This window comes from Maribacter dokdonensis DSW-8 (assembly GCF_001447995.1).
Lineage (GTDB): Bacteria > Bacteroidota > Bacteroidia > Flavobacteriales > Flavobacteriaceae > Maribacter > Maribacter dokdonensis.
Map to the genome: position 1 here is coordinate 2149486 of NZ_LDPE01000001.1, position 21199 is coordinate 2170684.

Consider the following 21199-nt stretch of genomic DNA (forward strand, 5'->3'; position numbering starts at 1 on the left):
AACGACCAACCCATTAAATTTGCACCATGAAAAAATTATTGATCCTTTTAGGCTTTATTTTATGTATTTCATTAAGTGCACAAGAAACCAGTAAAGATTCTGTTGAAACAAGATGGAATATGTTCAAGTATGATATTGCCACCATGTTTCAAGGTGTGGGATATTCTTATACAAGACCTCTACATTGGGAAGGAAATCAATGGGCTCAATTTGGTGCGGTCGTTGGCGGTACAGCTTTGGTATATTTAGCAGATGATGATACCTCTAGGTTTATTAGAAATAACAGGGAAGGAGTACCCCAAGTAATTCGTGATTATGGAGAATTTTACGGTAGCCCATCAAACAACTACATGGCAACTTCTGGTGTTTATGCAGTGGGATTAATAACCAAAAACGAAAAACTTAGAAGAACCGGTGTGCTACTGATATCCTCAGCCACCTCTGCCGGATTATTACAGCAGGTCTTAAAATCTGTCGTGGGCAGAGCAAGACCGCTCGCCGATCTAGGTAAGGATACCTTTGATCCATTTAACTCCAGCAGAAATTTCCATTCTTTTCCATCTGGACATGCCCTACTTGCATTTACGAATGCATATGCCATAGGCAAGCAATTTAAGAGTCCATGGGTAAAAGCAGGAATTTATACCCTAGGAGCAATACCTGGTATTTCACGTGTTTGGGACGGTCAACATTGGTTGAGCGATATGGTCTTTGCTTTTGCTATAAGTATTGCAACAGTAGAATCCATAGACAGATATTTGGATAAAAAATATGACCAAAAGTACAACAACCAAAAGAAGTTAGTAAGTTGGAACTTAAATTTTGGTCCAGGCACTATGGGTGTGACCGTCAATTTCTAAGCATCCAACATATACAACGCAAACTTAATTTTCCAATAAGGCATTTTTTCTTCAAAGTATTCAAAATAATCTTTCAACCCTGTAGCATCGGTTAATTCTGATTTGGCTTTTTCTATTTGTGCTATTTCTTTAGCGTCAACAAACTGATCTAAATCTAGCTCCTCACCTTCGGCATGTTTTTTCATTAAATGTCCGTAAATGGTGTTTTCAGATAGGTTTCTTTGCGTGGCTATCTCAGAAACCGATAATCCGTCAGAAAACAATTCAAAAGTTTGATCGTGAGTTTTCTTTTTAGATTTTTTAGTGCCTACATGCTTTTTAATTTCCTGCAAAAACACATCTGCATACTTCTCTAATTTCGCCTGACCTACTCCGGATACCTCCATAAATTCCGTTTCATTCTTAGGTAACTTGGCTTCCATATCTTTCAAACTGGCGTCACCAAAAACTACATAAGCAGGAACATTCTGTTCTGTTGCGATCTGTTGCCTAAGCAATCGTAGTTTTTCGAATAAATCGGTTTTCTTCACTTTTGATTTGGATGGTGCCTTTTTCTTTTCCACGGCTTTTTGTAGAACGGCCAATTGTATTTTTTTACCGGAAAACAAAACTTCGTTTGCCAAGGGTGTTAACCCGATCCTAGCCCCTTCCCTAAAGTTGATTTCCAAAATACCTTGGTTCAACATTTGAATTACATACTGCTGTAAATCTAACCATGCAACATCTGTTACGGCACCATAGGTTTTTATATGCTGATATCCCTTCTCTAATACCTGTGCGTTTTTTGCCCCTCTTAAAACATCAATCACCATACCCATAGGCTCACGCTCCTTTAGTCTGGCAACTCCGGAACATACTTTTTGAGCCAATACCGTAGCATCAAAATAAGCAGGCGGTGCGGTACATATATCACAATTACCACAACCTTGGGTAACTTGTTCTCCAAAATAGTTCAACAATGCAATCCTACGGCAACTTAAGGCTTCGGCAAACTGTTGCATGCGCTCTAATTTAGCATATTCAACATCTGCATTTTCACTTTGGGTTATAAACCTTCGTAATTGCGCTACATCTGCAAAACTATAGAACAACAAGGCATGTGCTGGCAGTCCGTCCCTACCACCACGACCAATCTCTTGATAATAGCCTTCTATATTTTTAGGTAAATTATAATGTATTACCCAACGTACATTACTTTTGTCTATACCCATACCAAATGCAATGGTGGCTGCAATGATCGGTACTTTGTCCGTAATAAATTCTTCTTGCACCAATGATCGCTCATTTGAAGACATACCTGCATGGTAAGCTTTGGCCTTAAAACCTGAATTGCGCAATTTCTCGGCAATAGCCTCGGTACTTTTACGGCTAAGGCAATAGATAATACCGCTTTCAAAAGGACGCTCTTCTAAAAATTCTAATATATGCTTTATTTTATCTTGGGCAGGTTTTACATCCAAATATAGGTTAGGTCTATTAAAAGAAGCTAAATGGCGATTGGCATTCGGAATACTTAATTGATCAACAATGTCATCTTGTGTAGTCTTATCGGCAGTTGCCGTAAGAGCCATAAAAGGAATATTAGAAAACCTTCTTTTCAATCCGCCGAGCTGAGTATAAGCCGGTCTAAAATCATGTCCCCATGAAGAGATACAATGTGCCTCATCAACTGCGAAAAGACTTATTTTTAAGTTCCCGAGAATGTTATTAAAGAAGCCTAAACTTTCAGGAGCAACGTAAAATAGTTTCAACTCTCCTCTCTCTAACTTTCCAAGAATTTCTTGTTGTGTTTCTACAGACTGGGAGCTGTTGTAGTACTCTGCAGCTATACCGTTAGCTTTAAGCACATCTACCTGATCTTTCATTAACGCTATAAGTGGTGAAATCACAATTGCGGTACCTTCAAGTGCCAGAGCCGTTAATTGATAGCAAAGGGATTTACCACCACCTGTTGGCATTATCGCCAATACATCTTTTTGTTGCAATGCATCTTCAATAATTGATAATTGATTCGGTTTAAAGGAATCATAACCAAAATATTTCTTTAATAAGGGAAGTAACTCTTGCTCTTGTATCATCATGTTTTGCAAAAATAAGAAGTTTGAATACCATAAAGGTCTTTGGACTGTACTAAGACTTGCATTCATCTACATTTATAAAGCCGATTTAATGGTGCCAACTGAACTTTACACATAATTAACTCCTAATATTCAGATGTGTGTCAACCCGTTTTTAGCACAGTCCAAAGACCTGATACTCATTATTACTTTCCTAGCATCAACAGCTCATTACACCTAACTTCGGTAATATATCTTTTATCACCTTCTTTGGTTTCATAAGAGCGATGGGTTAATTTTCCCTCTATGGCAACCTGTTTGCCTTTTATCAAATAATTCTCTACGATTTCAGCAGTCTTACCCCACGCTACAATATTATGCCATTGGGTATCATCTACTTTTTCTCCGTTTGCATTTTTGTAACTGTCTGTGGTAGCAATGGAAAATTTTGCCAATTTGTTGCCTCCTTCCAAGTTTACAATTTCTGGGTCTTGCCCTAAATGTCCAATCAACTGTACTTTGTTCTTTAATGCGTTCATCTTACTAAAATTTAATGGTTTAACAGTTCATACTATCAAGCTACTATAGCCCAACACCGCAAACCTAGAACAGCACTGAAACTTTATTCGGTATGTAAACGTTTACTATCGTTTGTTGTCGTTTACATTCGTTTATAAACGTTTTTATTGTTGATTTACAGGCAACTATATACTTGTTTACACTTAGAAGTAAAGTTTGATTTCGGGTGCTATACCCTGTATTTTTTTTTCGGTTGATTGATTACTACTTGTGTTATGGTTACTACATCGCTAAATCAATATAGCAGAGCATAACTTTTTTCATATACCAATATTCCGAATTTCAATGAGCGTTGTGCATTGTCAATGAAACGCTTTCTTAGGACGTTTCCAAGACTATACGGTCAAAACCGATGCTATGTTTCTGAATTTAATTAAGCAAGTCCGAGTCCTATTACTGTTTGTGTTGCCATCTCCTGAATTTTCTCATCAGTAAGATCGTTAATTGGTTTGCTTTGGGCTGAAACCCAACCAATATTTTTAGCAGAACGTACAGATACAATTCCGTTTTCATACTTAACATGAAAATTTTTACCTCTAATAATCATAGTTGTTTCCATGATGCTATTTATTTTCGTGAGGATTCCAATTTAACCCTTGTTTTAGTTTTTTGTTAAAATCTGATAAAGGAGGTGGCGCTGGGGGTAATGGTGGTGGTGGAGGTAATTTCTCCCCCTTATTTATCTTAGAAACCACCCTGTCAAAATCAGACACAAATTCTTTATCTTGTTTTATTCTAAATTTTTGATACTCACTTTCTGCAAACTTTTTAGCTACGTCTTTTCTTATTCTACCAGCATCATCTAATAAATTATAATCATTGAATTGCAAAAAGGAATCTAACTTATTAGCCCATTCAGCCATAGTCATAGTTTTACCTCTTTTTGCTTGTAATTCTGCAAAATCTAAGTACATATTAACTAAAGTGTTAAGCTCTCCTATTTCTTCTTTTTTAAGATAATTCTTAGCTACAGACACATCGGTCTTAATAATTTTTCCACCTTTTTTTTCATTTTTCCAACTTGTCAAACCCATATTGGGCTTTTTAGAATCAGCTCTTAATTTTATTATTTCTGGTGCTGTGTGATGTGTTATTGCATACTCTAATTTATTTTGTACGGTTGCAAAAAACAACCTTGTAATCTCTGCTTTAGGATTATAATCAATTGCTGTTGCATATAAATCTGTGATTTTTTGATAAAACCTTCTTTCAGAAGCTCGTATCTCTCTTACAATCTCAATTAATTCATCAAAATAATCTTTATCAAAAAGATTTTTTCCTTGTTTCAATCTATCATCATCAATAGCAAAACCTTTAACTAAATAGTTCTTGAGTACACTATTTGCCCATATTCTAAACATGGTTGCTTTTTGTGAACTAACTCTGTAGCCTACTGATATTATGGCATCTAAATTATAGAAATCGATGTTTCTCTGTACATCTCGATTACCTTCCTTTTGAACTGTCAAAATTTCTTTGACAGTTGAATATTTATTTAGTTCACCCTCCTTGTAAATATTACCTAAATGATAACTAATAATTTGCTTAGAGGTGCCAAAAATATCAGCCATGCTGTTTTGAGATACCCAAACAGTTTCGTTTTTATCATCAAGTATTACTTGGATGTTCGTAGTACCGTTATCCGAAGTATAGAACATGAATTCTGTGTTCTCTAAACTATGCATTTATTAATTCTTTATAGGTTATTCTATTTTCTATGTTTTGTAAAAATAAATTAAATCTCATTGCTTCACTAGACGTTCTTGAATTGTAGCGAAATACGAATTCATCAACGTATAATTGTAAATGCTTTTTAGAAGTAAAATGATAAATACCCACAATACCTCTTTTTAACAAAGACCAAAATGCCTCTATTGTATTTGTATGTACTCTACCTTGTACATATTGGTATTGGCTATGCTTCACAACTTGGTGGTCGTAAACTCTTTTTAAGCGCTTATAAGATGTATATTCATCAGTGTAAAGTTTTGCTGTTTCCTTTACACTTTTAAGTATCTCGATTGATAATGTTTCATAAGTTGTATTAGGTATCTGCTTAGCTATTACTTTACCATTTCTTTCTACCATTCCCAAAACTGGCGCTTTATCATCAGAAGAACCTTTAATCTTTTTATTAGCGTGTCTGTTTTTATTCTTACCACCTACAAAAGTTTCATCCGCTTCAACTTCATTATCTAATTGAGAATCGTTATCAATACCGAAGCATTGACGTATTCTAGACAACATGAACCAAGCAGATTTTTGAGTAATATTTAAATCTCTACCTAACTGTAAAGAGGAAATACCTTTCTTATGTAAAGTAACTAACCATATACCTAAAAACCACTTTTGAAGTTCAATTTTCGTGTTGTCAAAAATAGTGTTGGTCTTTACGTTAAAATATTTACCTGTATTCTTACATTTGTATTTGTTCCCCTTACAATTATAAACCTTAGATTCTGAATCGAAAGGACTTACAACGTTTCCGTTCCATCTTAATTGCTCTAAATGGTCAATACAAGATTGTTGAGTTGGAAAGGCTTTGATTAAGTCTATTATCGAATTAAAATCTTGGTTGATCATAATAGTATTATTGTACAGCTAAGATAATACTTTAATTACACCAAGCCTAATTATTTAGTGTAATTAAGTTCTAAAAAAATAATTTTATGAACAATAATGAGGATGATGATTTTAAATTTATAACAAGCGAGTATATAAATAATTTAGATTTAAAACTTAAATCCAATTTTGAATACTTAACCGAAAATCAGAAAAACGATATTAAATTATCTGATTTATGTACAAATTTTATAGTTAGTTATTTATCATTAACCATTGATGGGATAGGTAAGATAGACCAGTTAATTTTAGATAGAAACAAAATGAAAATAACCTTAGATCGGTTTATGAATAAGCAAAATGCAACTTACATGGGTTACGCAAAAATAACTAGTAAAACAAATGATTGTTATGTTTTAGAATTAACGGAAAGTGGAAGAATATACTATAGACATTCAGATGTAAAATACAGAATTAAGTTTCCTACATTAATCCAAAAGATCAAACTATATATATTAAATCTTACTAAAAAATTAAAATCTTTAGTCTTTGTATCTGCAAACAATAAAATAAAAATGATAATGGATAGTGGTATAACAAGACTAATACTGTTTATACTTAGTGTTATAACATTCGTTATTTTAATAAAAAACAACTTCTTTAATTGAATTACATTAAAACATAATCCAATTATAATTGGTATTAATATCTTCATCTAATCGGTGTAATGTTGTATATAGTTACCGATTTACAGTAATTTACAAAACATAGAAGAGTTATATTATTTTCTACGATATAACCACCAATTCATATCTCTAGTTAAAGTATATCCTAATTTTTCATACAGAGGTATTGCAGAGTTACCCTTATTGGTGTGAAGAATGGGCTTCTTATTCTCTTTTAGAATCTCTTTTGTTGTATGTGCAATTAATTGTTTTGCAAGTCCTCGTCTCGTAAAATCCGGATGGGTGACAACGGCACTAACCTCAATAAAAAGATCTGTTTGCATTCGTTGACCTGTTATTGAAACCAATTTACCTTCCTTAAAAATACCGTAGTAATTACCCATTTCAAAAGTTCTTCTTCTGTAATATCCGGGCATTACCAACCAAACCAAATCATATATTTCATTGATATGTTCATCTCCCAATAAAACAATTTTCTCAGTGATAGAAACATCTGATAACTCATTCAGAACCATTTGACAACCATCTATTTTCTTTTCCAAAAAAATATGGGCACTATCAACTTTTGGAGTTTTATTTTCTGATACAAAGAAAAAACTATCGGTAGTTTTAAGGTATTGGTTTGAAGCGGCAGTGGTTCTATCTTCATCAAAAAATGCACCAAAAGTGCACACTTCTTGATCATAAAATAATACTTCCTTATACTTAACCGCAAATTTTTTGTGAGTTTCATTTAAGGAATACCACACCGGATTTTTAAGTTGCTGTTCTAACGCTGTCATTATATAAATATAAACAGTACAATTTAAATCTTAGCTAACTATATATTTACGACTAGTAAAGATTTTTGTTAAATAAATATAATTAGAACGCTTTTTAATATTAAAAAAAGAACATTGTTTAATTAAATAAGCTTTTTTATCTATTTTAAACAAAGTAATTAATAAACCAACCATTTTGAAAACCTATATTCTATATGTTCTGGAATAGTATAGGCTAGAAGTTACAATGAAAACTTCTTTTTGTATCACCTAATACACCTATTGCACTTATGAACGTTATTGATTATCAATATTTTGAAACTTTTATTTTTACGGCAATATTTGGTGTTTTTGCTATCTATCACATATTACTTTACATAATTCTAAGGTATAAGGCATTACTTTACTACTGTGTTATATTGATAGGCTTAACCGCTCATTTTACGCTCTATTTATTGCTATTCGATGCAGATAAGAGCTTTTCTCTACTAGTTCAAAATACATCGTTGATCACGGCTATGGTTACCACCTTTGGGTTTTTAATCTTTACAAGGAATTATCTTGCCATAAACCAGTATAAGACACCAAGGTTAAACAAAACCTATAAATTTCTAATTGTAGCAACAATTGCCTTAACCATTATTCATATTCTTAACATCATTATCGCTGGCTACAATACCTTTAGCAAACTTCTAGAATTATTAGCCGCTTTTACCGCATTGGCAACCATGATATTAAATATCATTTCAGGAGTTAAATTATTTCATGCAGAAAAATTCAATAAATACTACCTCTATTCCTATACACCTTACCTTTTAGCCTCGATCTTATACGTAATTACCTGGTTGTTAAGTTATTTTTTTAATATCAAAACTGACTATATATTATTAATCACCTCAATTTTAATAACCTTACAGATCATACTTTTCTCCATATTAATGGGTTTCAAATTCAAATCTATTCAAGATGAAAATAAGAGAATACAGGTAGAGGCCAATAATAGATTAGAATATGAAGTTGATGTGCAAACCAAACAATTACAATTAGCCAAAAAGGAACTTGAAATTCAAAATAAAGAACTTGAAACGGTAAATAAATTAAAAAACAAACTATTCTCCTTGCTTACGCATGATGTAAGAGGTCCACTCAACAATGTTAGTACCTTAATTGAATTGATAGAAAATAAATTATCAGATAGTCCATTAAAGGAAATTACATCCAAATTAAAAAGTGATGTCAATGACAGGGTATCAATGATCAACACTTTGTTAGACTGGTCTTATAAACAACTAGAAGGCGTTAAGGTCCATAAAGAACAATGTGATTTAAATGCAATTTTCATTACTATCATAAAGGAATTTGAACGGGCTGCACTTGATAAAAATATAACTATAGAACAAGAGGTTTTATGTCCCGTTATTTACATAGACCAGAATATGTTAAAGGTTATGCTACGTAACCTTTTATCAAATGCTATAAAGTTCAGTGAATACGGTCAAAAAATTATGTTCTCTTCAAAATGTAACTCCGATACAATTGACATCATCGTTGAAGATTTTGGAACAGGTATGCAAGTAGATTGGTTCAATTCAAAAAACGAACATTGTCCCCAAACCAAAAAAGGCACCAAAGGTGAAGTCGGTACCGGTTTTGGGCTTTTGATTACAAAAGATTTTGCAGAAATGAATGGTGGAAAAATAATATGCGAAAGCGAAATCAACAAAGGCACTAAGTTCACCCTAAGTTTTGAGAATATTTTACCAGATTAAGATACCTTACAAAGCATTGATGTATAGGCTCACCCTACAATCCAAAGTAACATAAACCTTCTCAAAAGCTATTGTGGCTTAAAAGAGTATTGTTTTACAAACCAGTTCCAATTATCTTCTTAAAAGAATCATTTTTTTCCTAACTTAAAAATTCTAAAATCAACAATTTACAAATGGAAGAAAACAAATCAAATGACCAATGCGTCACCACTATTATTGTAGCCAACAACGGTCCTTTAAAAGTTAAAGGAAACCTAGAAATACAATTGGCCTCAGGTGAAATTGTAACTAAAGAAGGTACCACAGGTTTTTGTCGTTGTGGCGCATCTGAAAACAAACCGTTTTGCGATGGTGCCCATAGAAAAATAGAATTTATAGGATAATCAAAACAAATCTGCCTAGCCATGGAATTAGCCATACATAATTGGATGCGTGCCGAGACTTTAGAACACACACTCAATAGGATCAACAAATTAGATTATACGCATATAGAAATACAAGGAACCCCAGAGAATTACGATATAAAAAAAGCTCAGTTACTTTTAGACCTCTACGGAATTAAATGTTGGGGATCTGTAACACTTATGTTAGAGCAACGTAATTTACTTGCTAAAGATCCCGCGCAACGGAAACTGTCTATTCAATACGTAAAAGATGTTGCCAAAATGGTATATGAATTGGGCGGTAAAGTCATTTCTTTAGTGCCGGCAACCGTAGGCAAAATTGTCCCCGATGCCAGACCTGAAGAAGAATGGGAATGGGCGGTAGAAGGCATTAAAGAAATTTATAAATATACCGAAGACCACGGTTTACAAATAGGCATTGAGCCCATTAACCGTTTTGAGACCTATTTTATCAACAGGGGCGAACAGGCATTGGCACTTGCAGAAGCTGTTGGTCCTAATTGTGGAGTTTGCCTAGATACATTTCATATGAATTTAGAGGAGGTCAATATGTTTGACACCATTAAAAAAGTAGGCAAGCGTTTGGTAAATTTTCATGTTGCCGATAATAATAGAATGGCACCGGGGATGGGGCACCTCAACTGGACTAAAATCATAAATACATTAAAAGAGATTGAATATGACAAGGTGCTATCAGTAGAATTTTGTTCCCCGTTAGATAGAACACCTGCCAATCCGTATCCGAATTCCATAGAAACAAATCCTGAGGGACTCACTGCAGAACAAAAGAAATTCTTGGAAGATCACGGTAGTTCAGCCGTTACCGATGAGTTTTACACCATGCTGACCAAAAAATCCATAGACACCCTAAAAGAGCTTATTAAATGAAAATCACCAATATAGAAGCGTTTTGGTTACGCTGTCCAATACCAAAAGAAAAGCAACATTTTTCAGATTATGGTCTATTGACAAATTTTGATATGACCTTGGTAGTGGTAACGACCGATACTGGATTACAAGGTTTTGGCGAAGCAAAGGCAGCTGTAGGTTCTTCCGGGTCTTGTGCCTCTATAGTCAGCTGCATAGAAAACGAACTAAAACTACAATTAATAGGTAAGGATGCCCGAAATATCTCCCGTATTTGGGAACACGTATACAACGGCACACGAGATCATTATTCCCTATCAAGAGGTCGTAAATTTCCCATTTTAGGAAGAAGGGGATTGACCATTTCTGCCATGAGTGGAATAGATACTGCGCTGTGGGATATTAAAGGAAAGGCTTTAAAAGCTCCTGTGGTAGAATTGTTGGGTGGTAGCTGTCGCGATAAAATGCCAGCATACGCCAGTGGTGGTTGGGCAAAAGCCGATGCTATTGGCGAACAACTGTTGGGGTATACCCAAAAAGGGTTTAGCGGTGTAAAAATGCGTGTTGGTATAATGGATCAAACCGTTGCCGAAAGTGTAAAAAGAGTTCAAGCAGCACGTGAAGCCTTGCCCGATCACATAAAGTTAATGACCGATGCCCATGGTACTTTTAGCGTACCCGAAGCCAAGCAGTTTACAAAGGGTGTAGAAGACTGCAACTTATATTGGTTTGAAGAACCTATTAGTCCAGATAATAAAATAGGTACCGCGGAAGTTCGTGCCAATACCTTTATACCCATTGCCGCTGGTGAAAGTGAGTACACCGCTTTTGATGTTCGCGATTTAATAGCCGAACGTGCGTTAGATGTGTTACAACCAGATTGCGCCATAATTGGCGGTATTACAGAAGCCATGCGGGTTTCACAATTGGCACATACCTATCAACTGGAATTGGCACCGCATTGTTGGGGATCAGCATTTTCATTTATGGCGGGACTTTCGGTGGCATTCGCTTCCCCTTCTGCCAATGTAATAGAGTTTTCGTTGGGCGGCAACCCTATGATGTATGATTTGGTACAGGAACAAATTACGGTGAATAATGAAGGTATGCTCAATGCACCCACCAAACCCGGACTCGGTTTAACCCCTAATTGGGATTTTGTAAAAGACTTTAAACAATAAACTATGGCAAAGGCAGTACATATTAATCACGTAGCACTAGTGGTAAGCAATTTAGAAGAAGCTTGTAAGTTTTACGAGGAAGAACTCGGTTTGGAAGCCATACCCGCATTCTTATTTGATTATCCCACGGCATTTTTTAAATTCAACGAGGAGCAACAATTACATTTAACCGAGTGGGAAGATGCCTATTCGTTTAGAGGTCACATCTGTGTTCAGGTAGATGACATCAATACCTTATTCTTTAGAATGAAAGAGCTTGGTGTCATTGATATAAAACCGTGGGGCAATGTACGTCAACTACCGGATGGCGCCATACAAATGTTTGTTCGTGACCCATCGGGGAATTTGGTAGAGCTCTCCTCCGTTCCCGGTGATTATATAGACCCAAAGATTTTTGAAGACGAGTTGTTCAAAGAAGGAATTTATGTCTCGGGCAGAAATGATTTCCGTGGATACAAATCCAAAGACGCCACGCTTTACCATAAATCAGATGAATAGAAAAAATATTCTTTTACTAGAAACGGTTGCCGAAAATGCTATGAGTATGTTGGAAAATGCTTCGGACATCAATATTTTGACAGGGTTTGATGAGGCATCACTGAAGCATCAGATAGAAAACAACGTGATTGATGCCATCATTACACGAGGGAAGGGTCAGGTACGTGATTCGTTCATGGAACAGTTGCCCAATTTAAAAGTAATATCCCGTTGTGGTGTTGGTTTGGACAATATTGATGTATCAAGTGCCACCAAACGAGGAATCAAAGTAGTGAACGCCCCAAATTCCAATGCCGACACCATTGCAGAACACACTATTGCCCTGTTATTAATGCTTCAGCGGAATTTGTACAATGCCGTAACCATGGTCAAAGAAAATAGATGGGGAGACCGGGGAACGTATGTTGGCGATGAAACCCATGGCAAAACTTTGGGGATTATCGGTATGGGAAATATTGGAAAAAAAGTAGCGCATATCGCCAAGGCCTTAGGCATGAATGTCATTTATTGGAGCTCAAAAAAAGAAGATGTACCCTTCTCATTTGTAGAATTTGAACACCTTTTAACCACTTCAGACGCAATTAGCTTACACCTGCCTTTGACCTCTAAAACAGAAAAACTAATTGATTCCGCTGCCTTTTCATTAATGAAAACCAATGCGTTGTTGATCAATACCGCCAGAGGAGGAATCATAGATCAAAAGGAGTTGTTCACTGCCCTGCAAAGCAATAGCATAGCAGGTTTCGCTGCCGATGTTCTGGCAGAAGAACCACCAGTGGAAAATGATCCATTACTTCAATTAAAAAATGTATTGATTACGGCACATTTAGGCAGCCTATCCAAAACAACGTATACTAAAATGTGTACCATGACGGTTAAAAATACCTTGGCAATTTTACGTAATGAAGCTCCTATGCAAAATTGTGTTTTCAATAAAAAAGAACTGGAGAACAACTAAAGCATAATATTATGAGAAACAATGAACCTATAATTGTCACTCAGCTTTTTAACACTTCAATGGAGCAGGTATGGGAAGCATTGACACATGTGGAATACATGCGAAAATGGTACTTTCCTGGTATTCCGGACTTTAAGCCAGAAGTTGGTTTCACCACCAGCTTTCTTATTACCAACGAAGGAAGAAATTTTACCCACAACTGGGAAGTAATAGCAGTAACACCGCCATCCAAAATAAGTTATCGTTGGACGTTTGATGAATACCCCGGAGAAAGTATCAGTACCTTTGAGTTATCCAAAAATGAACAAGGCACCTTTCTTACCCTTACCGGTGAAGTCATTAAAGATTTCCCAACCGATATTCCTGAATTTAAAAAAGAAAGTGGCAAAGCGGGTTGGGAATATTTGATTCAGGAAAGTCTTGTCCAATTTTTAAAATCTCATAAATTTTAACAGCGGGCTATCGCCCTTAAATGAGTACCTTAGTTCAAAGAACTAAACTAACTTGAACATGAAAAAAGTACTACTCATTGGGGCATATTTCCTATGCTCCACATTTGCAATTTCACAAACTGTAGAGGACATGGTCAATGCCATAGAGAAAGAAGGCATTGAAAACTCCCAACTAGAACAATTGGCTTATGAATTAATGGACCTCAACGGTCCAAGATTAGTGGGTACGCCAGAAATGAAAAGTGCTCATGATTGGGCGGTAAACACCTACAAGAAATGGGGAATTTCTGCAGAAAACCAGCAATGGGGAACCTGGAAAGGATGGCAAAGAGGTATTACCCATGTAGATATGGTGTCACCTAGAGTAGCCTCATTACATGCAACACAATTGGCATGGAACCCAGGCACTAGCTCTAAAGGTGTTACGGCTTCATTAATTACACTGCCAAGTTTTACAGATTCATTGTCCTTTGTAAAATGGCTACCTAACGTAAAAGGGAAAATAGTAATGGTGAGCATGTTGCAACCTACGGGCAGACCAGATGAAAACTGGGAAGAATACGCGACCAAAGTATCTTTTGAAAAAATGAAAAGCGAACGCGATTCATTGGAGAAAATCTGGAGACAGAATATTAATAATACGGGATATACCAGTAGAAACATCAATGCAGCATTTGAAAAAGCCGGTGCTGTAGGTATTGCACAATCAAGATGGTCCGAGGGTTTTGGTGCCAATAAGATTTTTAGTGCAAGTACTGAAAAAATTCCTGCTGTTGATATTTCATTAGAAGATTACGGAATGCTATACAGGATGGTAGAGCATGGTGCGGATACCAAAATTAAAATAGTGGCAGAGTCCAAAGACTTAGGCGTTGTACCAACATTTAATACCATAGCCACCATACCCGGCACCGAGTTCCCTGATGAATATGTGATTCTTTCCGCTCATTTTGATTCATGGGACGGCGGTACAGGTGCAACCGATAATGGTACAGGTACCATTACCATGTTAGAAGCAGCACGTATTCTGAAAAAAGTATATCCAAACCCAAAAAGGACTATTCTTGTAGGGCATTGGGGAAGTGAAGAACAAGGTTTAAATGGTTCTAGCTCATTTGTTGAGGATCACCCAGAAATTGTTGCCGGTGTACAAGCATTATTCAACCAAGACAATGGTACGGGCCGTGTGGTTCGTTTATCCGGGCAAGGATTTCTTCATGCATATGATTATTTGGGGCGATGGTTAGAAGCCGTACCGGAAACCTACAAAAACGAAATTGAAACTACATTCCCCGGTTCGCCCGGTCGTGGTGGATCAGATTATGCATCTTTCGTAGCGGCAGGTGCCCCTGCGTTTTCGCTAAGCTCGTTGAGTTGGGATTATTGGAACTATACTTGGCACACCAATTTGGACACCTACGATAAAATTGTTTTTGACGATGTACGCAACAACGCCATATTAACTGCCATTCTAACCTATATGGCATGCGAAGACCCAGAAAAAACATCTCGTGAAAAAGCTGTTTTGGGCATTAACCCAAGATCAGGCAAAAAAGGAGAATGGCCAACACCAAGAACGCCACAACGTAAAGGCGGACAAGATTAACGGTACCATCTAAAACTGATTTTCAAGCTCAAGGCTGTCCGCTGCTTGTAATGCTTTTTTAATAGCAGTACTCCACAGTGCATAGCCTTGCTTGTTCAAATGTAATCCGTCAGAAAGGTATAACTCTGGTATAGGCCTATTATCAGTAGTGATCATTTGTGCAAACACATTAATGTATTGGGCATTAAGCTCAGAAATAAAATATTTTGACAGCATTAAATTAGTTTCCATGATCAGCGGGATCAGATGTTCACGCTCTACACTTGGTTTTAAACTTATAAGCGCCAATTCTACATCTGGGTATTTATTCTTGATCAATTCTACCAGCTCCATACACCCAGAAAGAACTTCTTGGGGTGTCTTGCCATCATTTAAATCATTTTCACCGGCGTACAACACAATTTTAGACGGATTTGCCTCTACAAATATTTCATCAAAATAATGAATACACCAAGCAAAAGTAGAACCGCCAAAACCCAGGTTAACCACATTGAACGGACTCAAGTCCCTTTTCATATTCACCCAAAGCCGTACAGATGAACTACCATAAAAGGCAATTAAATTATCTTGGGTAGGCAATTTGGCCACTCGTCTTTTAAGTCGCTTTATTTCATTACACCATATTGCGGGTGGTTCTTCTAAACTATCGGCACCTGAGCTAGATACGTTCAATTGCTCTGCTCTTTCAATTGCCGCTTGCACATACCCTTTATACTCCTCTTGGTATTGCTCCATAAAAGCATATAGATCTTCATTGTTTTTAGAAGGCACCTTTTCACTCAAAAGAAAAGGTTCTTTAATGGCACAATAATATAAAGATTTACCAATTCTGTGGTCAAAATTCACCATGACTATAGGAGTAATGTATGGTTCCGGCTCTGTATGCATTGCTAGTTTAAAAGCACCCATTTTAAATGGTCCAGGAGATTCCTCAGTTCTATAAGATGTACCTTCTGGGCTTATGATCAGGTTATATTCCTGCTTTAAATGCTTAGAAGCCTCGCTATAAAATATGCTTCGCGCCTGTTCCTTTTTATTACTTGTCGTTTGTTCAGATTCTTTGGTGTAAACATTGATATAGCCTAGATTATTGTAATAATTTTGATGTCCATACTCCTGTCCTTGCCCAATACGAACAGTTCTAATACCCGGTTCTCCATATTTCTTATACAGTACCATAGCACTTAGAAAATGAGAATCTAAGGTTATTTGAAAATTATTGTTCAGGGTATAATGTGCATCATTGATCAGGTGATTATAAATGAAGATATTCCCTGTTTTATCAGGTAAATTATCCCATCCTTCAATAATGTAGGGTACGTTTTTAAAGACCTTCATAGTCAATTCCGCACATACCTTTCTATTCAGCATTACATCATTACTATTCTTTTCCGCAACGTTTTCATACATCTGCTGTAACCCACTGACAAAATCGTGCTCCTTTTGATCTTCTCCCAATAATTCTAAACTCAATGAGGCTATATGACGTTCTAACGCCGTACCGTTTTTTAACAAATTTGCAAGTGCTTCATAAGCAAATTGCTTTGTGGTCATACTCTTTAAAAGATGTGGCACTTGGTGTAAAGGCGATGAAAGCAATAAGCGCGATTTGTTGTTCTTGATCAATTGATATACGGCTTGCAAACTATGTTTTCCCAACAAACCAACATATCTAACAAAAGCCGCATTCAGTTGGTTACCCATGAGCCAAAGCAACCGTTGATAAAATTGACCTTCAAAGGCATCATCTCTCTGAAACAATTTCATGAGATCACATTCCGGTATAAAATAGGCAGATGTCTTTGTATTGGTAATCGCAGAGCAAATATCTTTTTCCCTTAAAAGACAAGACCACCCAAAAACAAACCCAGAGTTTTTTATAGAGCGTTGTTTAATTTCAATGGTATTTTCAATTCTTTTTATAGTAACCTCGCCATGAATTAGAATAAATAACCCGTTGCTAGATCCGTCTTGCACATACAACACCTCATCTGGTTCATATTCACGCCTTTCTGCCAAACCGGCCAGTGCCATTAAATTTTTCTCCTCAAAAAAATCTAAAAACGGAGAACGTCTCATCAATGAGACTATTTCTTCTTGTTCCGTTACCGGGGAAATAAAAAATTGCCTATCCTCTACAAAAGGCTGAAACCTTACCGGGCTCAACAATTCCGTTTGTTTCAATAATGCAGTACGCAAAACGTGATATAACTTGGCACCTATGTTTTTCAACAGAACGTTTTGGTGCCCCTTTTTTAAGTATACATCAAGATCGTTAAAAGGAATTTCAAAGAATGAAGCTTTTGCAGACGCCACCGTTGCTTTATAAGTAAAGCGTTTAGGCGTGTTAAATCCGTTTAAACCAATAGTTGAAAACGGTTCTGAATTTTGGCAAACCAAAATATCGCTCTCTGGGCTATCTAAAGAAATATAGTAATTGACGCTTCCTTCAATAAGCCATCTAAAAGTGTTTACCTTTTTGTGAATATAACTAATAGCATACCCTTTTTCGTATGTTTTTATTACTCCTTTTGGGAAGTATTCCTTAAGTTTTTCAGTACTTATTTCTTGTCTTAAAAGTCTAGTTTGGTGTGTCATGCGCCTTCTAACTTAACCAGATTAAACCTAAAAAAGAAACCCTACACACATTAAAATCAATTTATCATTTTAAGAAAATAATATTGGTCAAAACCATAAAAATGGCACCCTTAAAATTAGAATTACCAAATTAAATTTTCCCACTCACTTTTTACAAAGGCTTTTGTTATCTTACCTACTCAACAACTAATTTGACCACACCATGAAAACCATCAAATTTCTATTTGTGCTATTGATGATTGCACCTATGACCTTACAATCTCAACGTAGAAAAAGTAAAATCACCCAACCATCAATTACATTAAATGACTCTGTTTTTACAGGATTAAAATGGAGAAATATTGGTCCATTTAGAGGAGGTAGAAGTGTAGCATCAACCGGTGTGGTTGGTCAACCCATGGTGTATTATATGGGAACCGTTGGTGGTGGAATTTGGAAAACCACGGATGATGGAATCACATGGAAAAATGTTTCGGACGGATTCCTAAAAACGGTAACCGTTGGCGCCATATCTGTATCTGAAAGTAATCCGAATATTGTAATTGCCGGCATGGGAGAACATGCGGCAAGAGGTGTGATGACCTCTATGGGAGATGGTGTTTACAAATCTACCGATGCGGGTAAAACTTGGAAACACATAGGGCTAGACAAAACACGGCACATTTCTGATGTCATTATTGACCCTACAGACCCAAACATCATTTTTGTTTCGGCACAAGGTGCACAATATGGACCTTCTACTGAAAGAGGCATTTATAAATCTACCGATGGCGGTGATACTTGGAAAAATGTACTTTTCCTAGATAATACTACTGGAGCATCTGGTCTTACAATGGATATGACCAACCCAACCATACTATATGCCGCTATGTGGCAACACAGACGATATCCCTGGACAATGGAATCTGGTGGAAAAAACTCAGGTATCTATAAATCTACCGACAGTGGTGAAACTTGGCAGCAATTAACCGAGGGGTTACCAAAAGAAATGGGTAAAATTGGTATTTCTGTATCTAGGGCCAACCCTGAACGTGTATTTGCAGTGATCGAGGCAGAAGGAGAAAAAGGCGGAGTATACCGTTCTGATGATGCCGGTAAAAAATGGAAATTGATCAATAAAGACCGTATTAATATTGCCCGGTCTTGGTACTATATGGAAATTTTTGCAGACCCCCAGAATGAAGATATTGTCTATGTGCTAAATGCACCGGTCACAAAATCAATAGATGGCGGTACATCTTTTTCACCGTTGCCAACACCACATGGCGATAATCATGACTTATGGATAGACCCTTTGAACAACAAGCGCATGGTAAACTCTAACGATGGTGGTTCTAACGTTTCTAATAACGGTGGAAAGAGTTGGAGTACGCAACAAAATCAAAATACCGCTCAATTTTATAGGGTGATAACGGACAATTTGGTACCGTACAATGTCTATGGCGGGCAACAAGATAATTCTACCGTTGCCATTGCGTCAAGAACAAACGATAACGGAATAGATTGGAAAGATTGGTACGCAGTTGCAGGTGGAGAAAGCGCCTTTTTAGCTTTTGACCCAGACGACCCAAAATTAATTTATGGTGGCACATACCAAGGAAATATTGACAAGTGGAACGCAAGTACCAAAGAGTCAAAACCCATTAAAGAATACCCGGAATTAGGTTTAAGTATATCACCAGAAAATGCAAAATACCGTTATAATTGGAATGCCCCAATTATTACCTCTCCACATGACAGAAAAACAATTTACCACGGCGGCAATGTAGTTTTTAAATCAACCGACGAAGGTCAAAGCTGGTCAGTTATTAGTCCTGATTTGACCCGTAATGAAAAAGATAAGCACGGACTTGGCGGTAGACCCTTTACCAATGAAGCCGCAGGAGGTGAAATTTATAACACACTTACCTATTTGACAGAATCTCCACATGAAGAAGGCGTAATTTGGTCAGGTAGTGATGATGGTTTGGTACATGTAACCAAAGATGGTGGTGCCAATTGGTCAAATGTTACTCCTACAGACGCCATGGAAGGGATTATTAATAGTATTGAAGTATCTCCACATGATCCGGCAACAGCTTACATCGTTTTAATGCGTTATAAGTCGATGGATTTCAAAAATTACATTTACAAGACTACGGACTATGGTACTACTTGGACAAAAATCACCAATGGCATTACCGGTGACAACACCTTTACCAGAGTGGTTCGTGAAGATAAAAAGGTAAAAGGTCTACTATATGCGGGTACCGAAACGGGCTTGTTTGTTTCTTTAGATGATGGCATGCATTGGCAACCTTTACAGTTAAATTTACCTTTAACCCCTATTAACGACCTTATTATTCAAGATAATGATTTGGTTGCTGCAACGGCCGGTCGTTCATTCTGGATCTTGGATGATTTAGCCGCTTTACAAAATGCCAGTGCACCAAAACAGGCATTGAACATTTTTAAACCCAAAGACACCTATTTATTCATTGGAGGATATAGCGAAAAACCTGTGTCAGGCTTAGGAAGCAACCCCAAAAGCGGCGTTACTTTTGATTATTACCTGAACGAAGCACAAGATAGCACTGAGCTAAAATTAGAAGTTTTAAAAGATGGAGATGTAATACGAACGATTACCAATAAAAAAGACAAAAAGTTTAGTTCTTGGCCAGGCGGACCATCAAAACCAGCCGTATTGCCTTCTAAAAAAGGATATAACCGTTTTACTTGGGATTTTAAAAGAGACCCACTACCCGCAGTTGACAAAGTATTTGTACTGGGCGGATTAGATGGTTCTATTGTTGGCCCAGGAGATTACCAACTTAGACTTATATTAGAAAATGAAACCGCAGAAACCTTGGTAAGTATTTTACCTCTCCCCAACATTAAAGCGACCATGGCAGATTATGAAGAGCAACAAAATATGTTGAAAACCATAGAAGCTACCGTAATAGAAATACATACTGCAGTGAATGATATGCTATCAGCAAAATCTCAATTAAAACAGTATAATCAATTACTTGAAGACCACACAAAAGCAGAAGCACTTTTAAAACAAGGCGATTCTTTGATCAAACGAATTTCATCTTGGGAAGAAAATCTTATTCAGCCCAACCAAAAAACCTTTCAAGATGTTATAAATTTCGAAAATAAACTAAACGCGCAATTATTGAATTTAAGAGGATATATTGACGTAGCAGAACCCAGAGTTACAATGGGCGCAAAAGAAAGATTGCGTGATTTACTTGCTATATGGGGCAGTTTTAAAACAGAACATAATGCTATCATCAATACAGAAATGAAGGCATATAATACCCTATTCCAAAGTTTAGAAATCCCTGCAATTATATTACCGCAAGCACAAAATTAAAAT

General features: G+C 36.5%; 18 protein-coding genes. 11 read left to right on the forward strand and 7 right to left on the reverse strand.

Annotation, left to right across the window (positions count from 1 at the left end; all coding sequences use genetic code 11):
* Positions 1 to 26 precede the first annotated feature (26 nt).
* Positions 27 to 860, forward strand: coding sequence for a phosphatase PAP2 family protein (locus I600_RS09290; protein WP_058104151.1), 834 nt, complete (start codon positions 27 to 29; stop codon positions 858 to 860).
* On the opposite strand, the gene recQ is transcribed toward I600_RS09290, so the two are convergent.
* The 5 genes from recQ to I600_RS09315 all read right to left on the reverse strand — a co-directional run bounded on the left by recQ (position 857) and on the right by I600_RS09315 (position 6079).
* Positions 857 to 2941, reverse strand: coding sequence for a DNA helicase RecQ (gene recQ / locus I600_RS09295; RefSeq protein WP_317038728.1), 2085 nt, complete (start codon positions 2939 to 2941; stop codon positions 857 to 859). The two genes, I600_RS09290 and recQ, sit on opposite strands and share 4 nt — an antisense overlap.
* Before the next feature lie 182 nt (positions 2942 to 3123).
* Entirely contained in the window at positions 3124 to 3456 is a 333-nt protein-coding gene (locus I600_RS09300; RefSeq protein WP_058104152.1) for a single-stranded DNA-binding protein, read from the reverse strand.
* A gap of 413 nt (positions 3457 to 3869) precedes the next feature.
* Complete coding sequence (locus I600_RS09305) at positions 3870 to 4055, reverse strand: hypothetical protein (RefSeq protein ID WP_058104153.1); 186 nt, start codon at positions 4053 to 4055, stop codon at positions 3870 to 3872.
* Between the two features lie 4 nt (positions 4056 to 4059).
* Positions 4060 to 5181 carry a virulence RhuM family protein gene (locus tag I600_RS09310; protein ID WP_082642921.1) on the reverse strand — a complete coding sequence of 374 codons (1122 nt, stop codon included), beginning with the start codon at positions 5179 to 5181 and terminating at the stop codon, positions 4060 to 4062.
* Positions 5174 to 6079: an IS1595 family transposase gene (locus I600_RS09315; RefSeq protein WP_058104154.1), complete on the reverse strand. Its 906-nt coding sequence runs from the start codon at positions 6077 to 6079 to the stop codon at positions 5174 to 5176. The genes I600_RS09310 and I600_RS09315 overlap by 8 nt, the downstream gene beginning before the upstream one ends.
* Before the next feature lie 86 nt (positions 6080 to 6165).
* Between I600_RS09315 and I600_RS09320 the strand changes: the two genes are divergently transcribed.
* Positions 6166 to 6726, forward strand: coding sequence for a hypothetical protein (locus I600_RS09320; RefSeq protein ID WP_058104155.1), 561 nt, complete (start codon positions 6166 to 6168; stop codon positions 6724 to 6726).
* A gap of 113 nt (positions 6727 to 6839) precedes the next feature.
* On the opposite strand, the gene I600_RS09325 is transcribed toward I600_RS09320, so the two are convergent.
* Positions 6840 to 7526, reverse strand: a complete 687-nt coding sequence (locus I600_RS09325; protein ID WP_058104156.1) for a GNAT family N-acetyltransferase — start codon at positions 7524 to 7526, stop codon at positions 6840 to 6842.
* 269 nt (positions 7527 to 7795) lie between these two features.
* Here I600_RS09325 and I600_RS09330 point away from each other — a divergent pair, with 269 nt between their 5' ends.
* The 8 genes from I600_RS09330 to I600_RS09365 all read left to right on the forward strand — a co-directional run bounded on the left by I600_RS09330 (position 7796) and on the right by I600_RS09365 (position 15240).
* On the forward strand, positions 7796 to 9274 hold the full coding sequence (locus I600_RS09330) for a sensor histidine kinase (protein WP_058104157.1): 1479 nt from the start codon (positions 7796 to 7798) through the stop codon (positions 9272 to 9274).
* 173 nt (positions 9275 to 9447) lie between these two features.
* The gene (locus tag I600_RS09335) at positions 9448 to 9657 is read left to right on the forward strand and encodes a CDGSH iron-sulfur domain-containing protein (RefSeq protein ID WP_058104158.1); all 210 of its coding nucleotides are present in this window, start codon (positions 9448 to 9450) and stop codon (positions 9655 to 9657) included.
* Positions 9658 to 9678: 21 nt separating this feature from the next.
* Entirely contained in the window at positions 9679 to 10566 is an 888-nt protein-coding gene (locus tag I600_RS09340; RefSeq protein WP_058104159.1) for a sugar phosphate isomerase/epimerase family protein, read from the forward strand.
* A complete protein-coding gene (locus I600_RS09345) occupies positions 10563 to 11726 on the forward strand; it encodes a mandelate racemase/muconate lactonizing enzyme family protein (RefSeq protein WP_058104160.1) in 1164 nt (387 codons plus the stop codon). The genes I600_RS09340 and I600_RS09345 overlap by 4 nt, the downstream gene beginning before the upstream one ends.
* Before the next feature lie 3 nt (positions 11727 to 11729).
* The gene (locus tag I600_RS09350) at positions 11730 to 12224 is read left to right on the forward strand and encodes a VOC family protein (protein ID WP_058104161.1); all 495 of its coding nucleotides are present in this window, start codon (positions 11730 to 11732) and stop codon (positions 12222 to 12224) included.
* A complete protein-coding gene (locus I600_RS09355; protein ID WP_058104162.1) occupies positions 12217 to 13182 on the forward strand; it encodes a 2-hydroxyacid dehydrogenase in 966 nt (321 codons plus the stop codon). The genes I600_RS09350 and I600_RS09355 overlap by 8 nt, the downstream gene beginning before the upstream one ends.
* An 11-nt stretch (positions 13183 to 13193) precedes the next feature.
* A complete protein-coding gene (locus I600_RS09360; protein ID WP_058104163.1) occupies positions 13194 to 13634 on the forward strand; it encodes an SRPBCC family protein in 441 nt (146 codons plus the stop codon).
* 58 nt (positions 13635 to 13692) lie between these two features.
* Positions 13693 to 15240: a M20/M25/M40 family metallo-hydrolase gene (locus I600_RS09365; protein ID WP_058104164.1), complete on the forward strand. Its 1548-nt coding sequence runs from the start codon at positions 13693 to 13695 to the stop codon at positions 15238 to 15240.
* A gap of 9 nt (positions 15241 to 15249) precedes the next feature.
* On the opposite strand, the gene I600_RS09370 is transcribed toward I600_RS09365, so the two are convergent.
* On the reverse strand, positions 15250 to 17838 hold the full coding sequence (locus I600_RS09370; RefSeq protein ID WP_058104165.1) for a cyclic nucleotide-binding domain-containing protein: 2589 nt from the start codon (positions 17836 to 17838) through the stop codon (positions 15250 to 15252).
* Positions 17839 to 18040: 202 nt separating this feature from the next.
* Here I600_RS09370 and I600_RS09375 point away from each other — a divergent pair, with 202 nt between their 5' ends.
* Positions 18041 to 21196 (forward strand): WD40/YVTN/BNR-like repeat-containing protein, encoded by a 3156-nt coding sequence (locus I600_RS09375; RefSeq protein WP_058104166.1) that lies wholly within the window; start codon positions 18041 to 18043, stop codon positions 21194 to 21196.
* Positions 21197 to 21199: the final 3 nt, after the last annotated feature.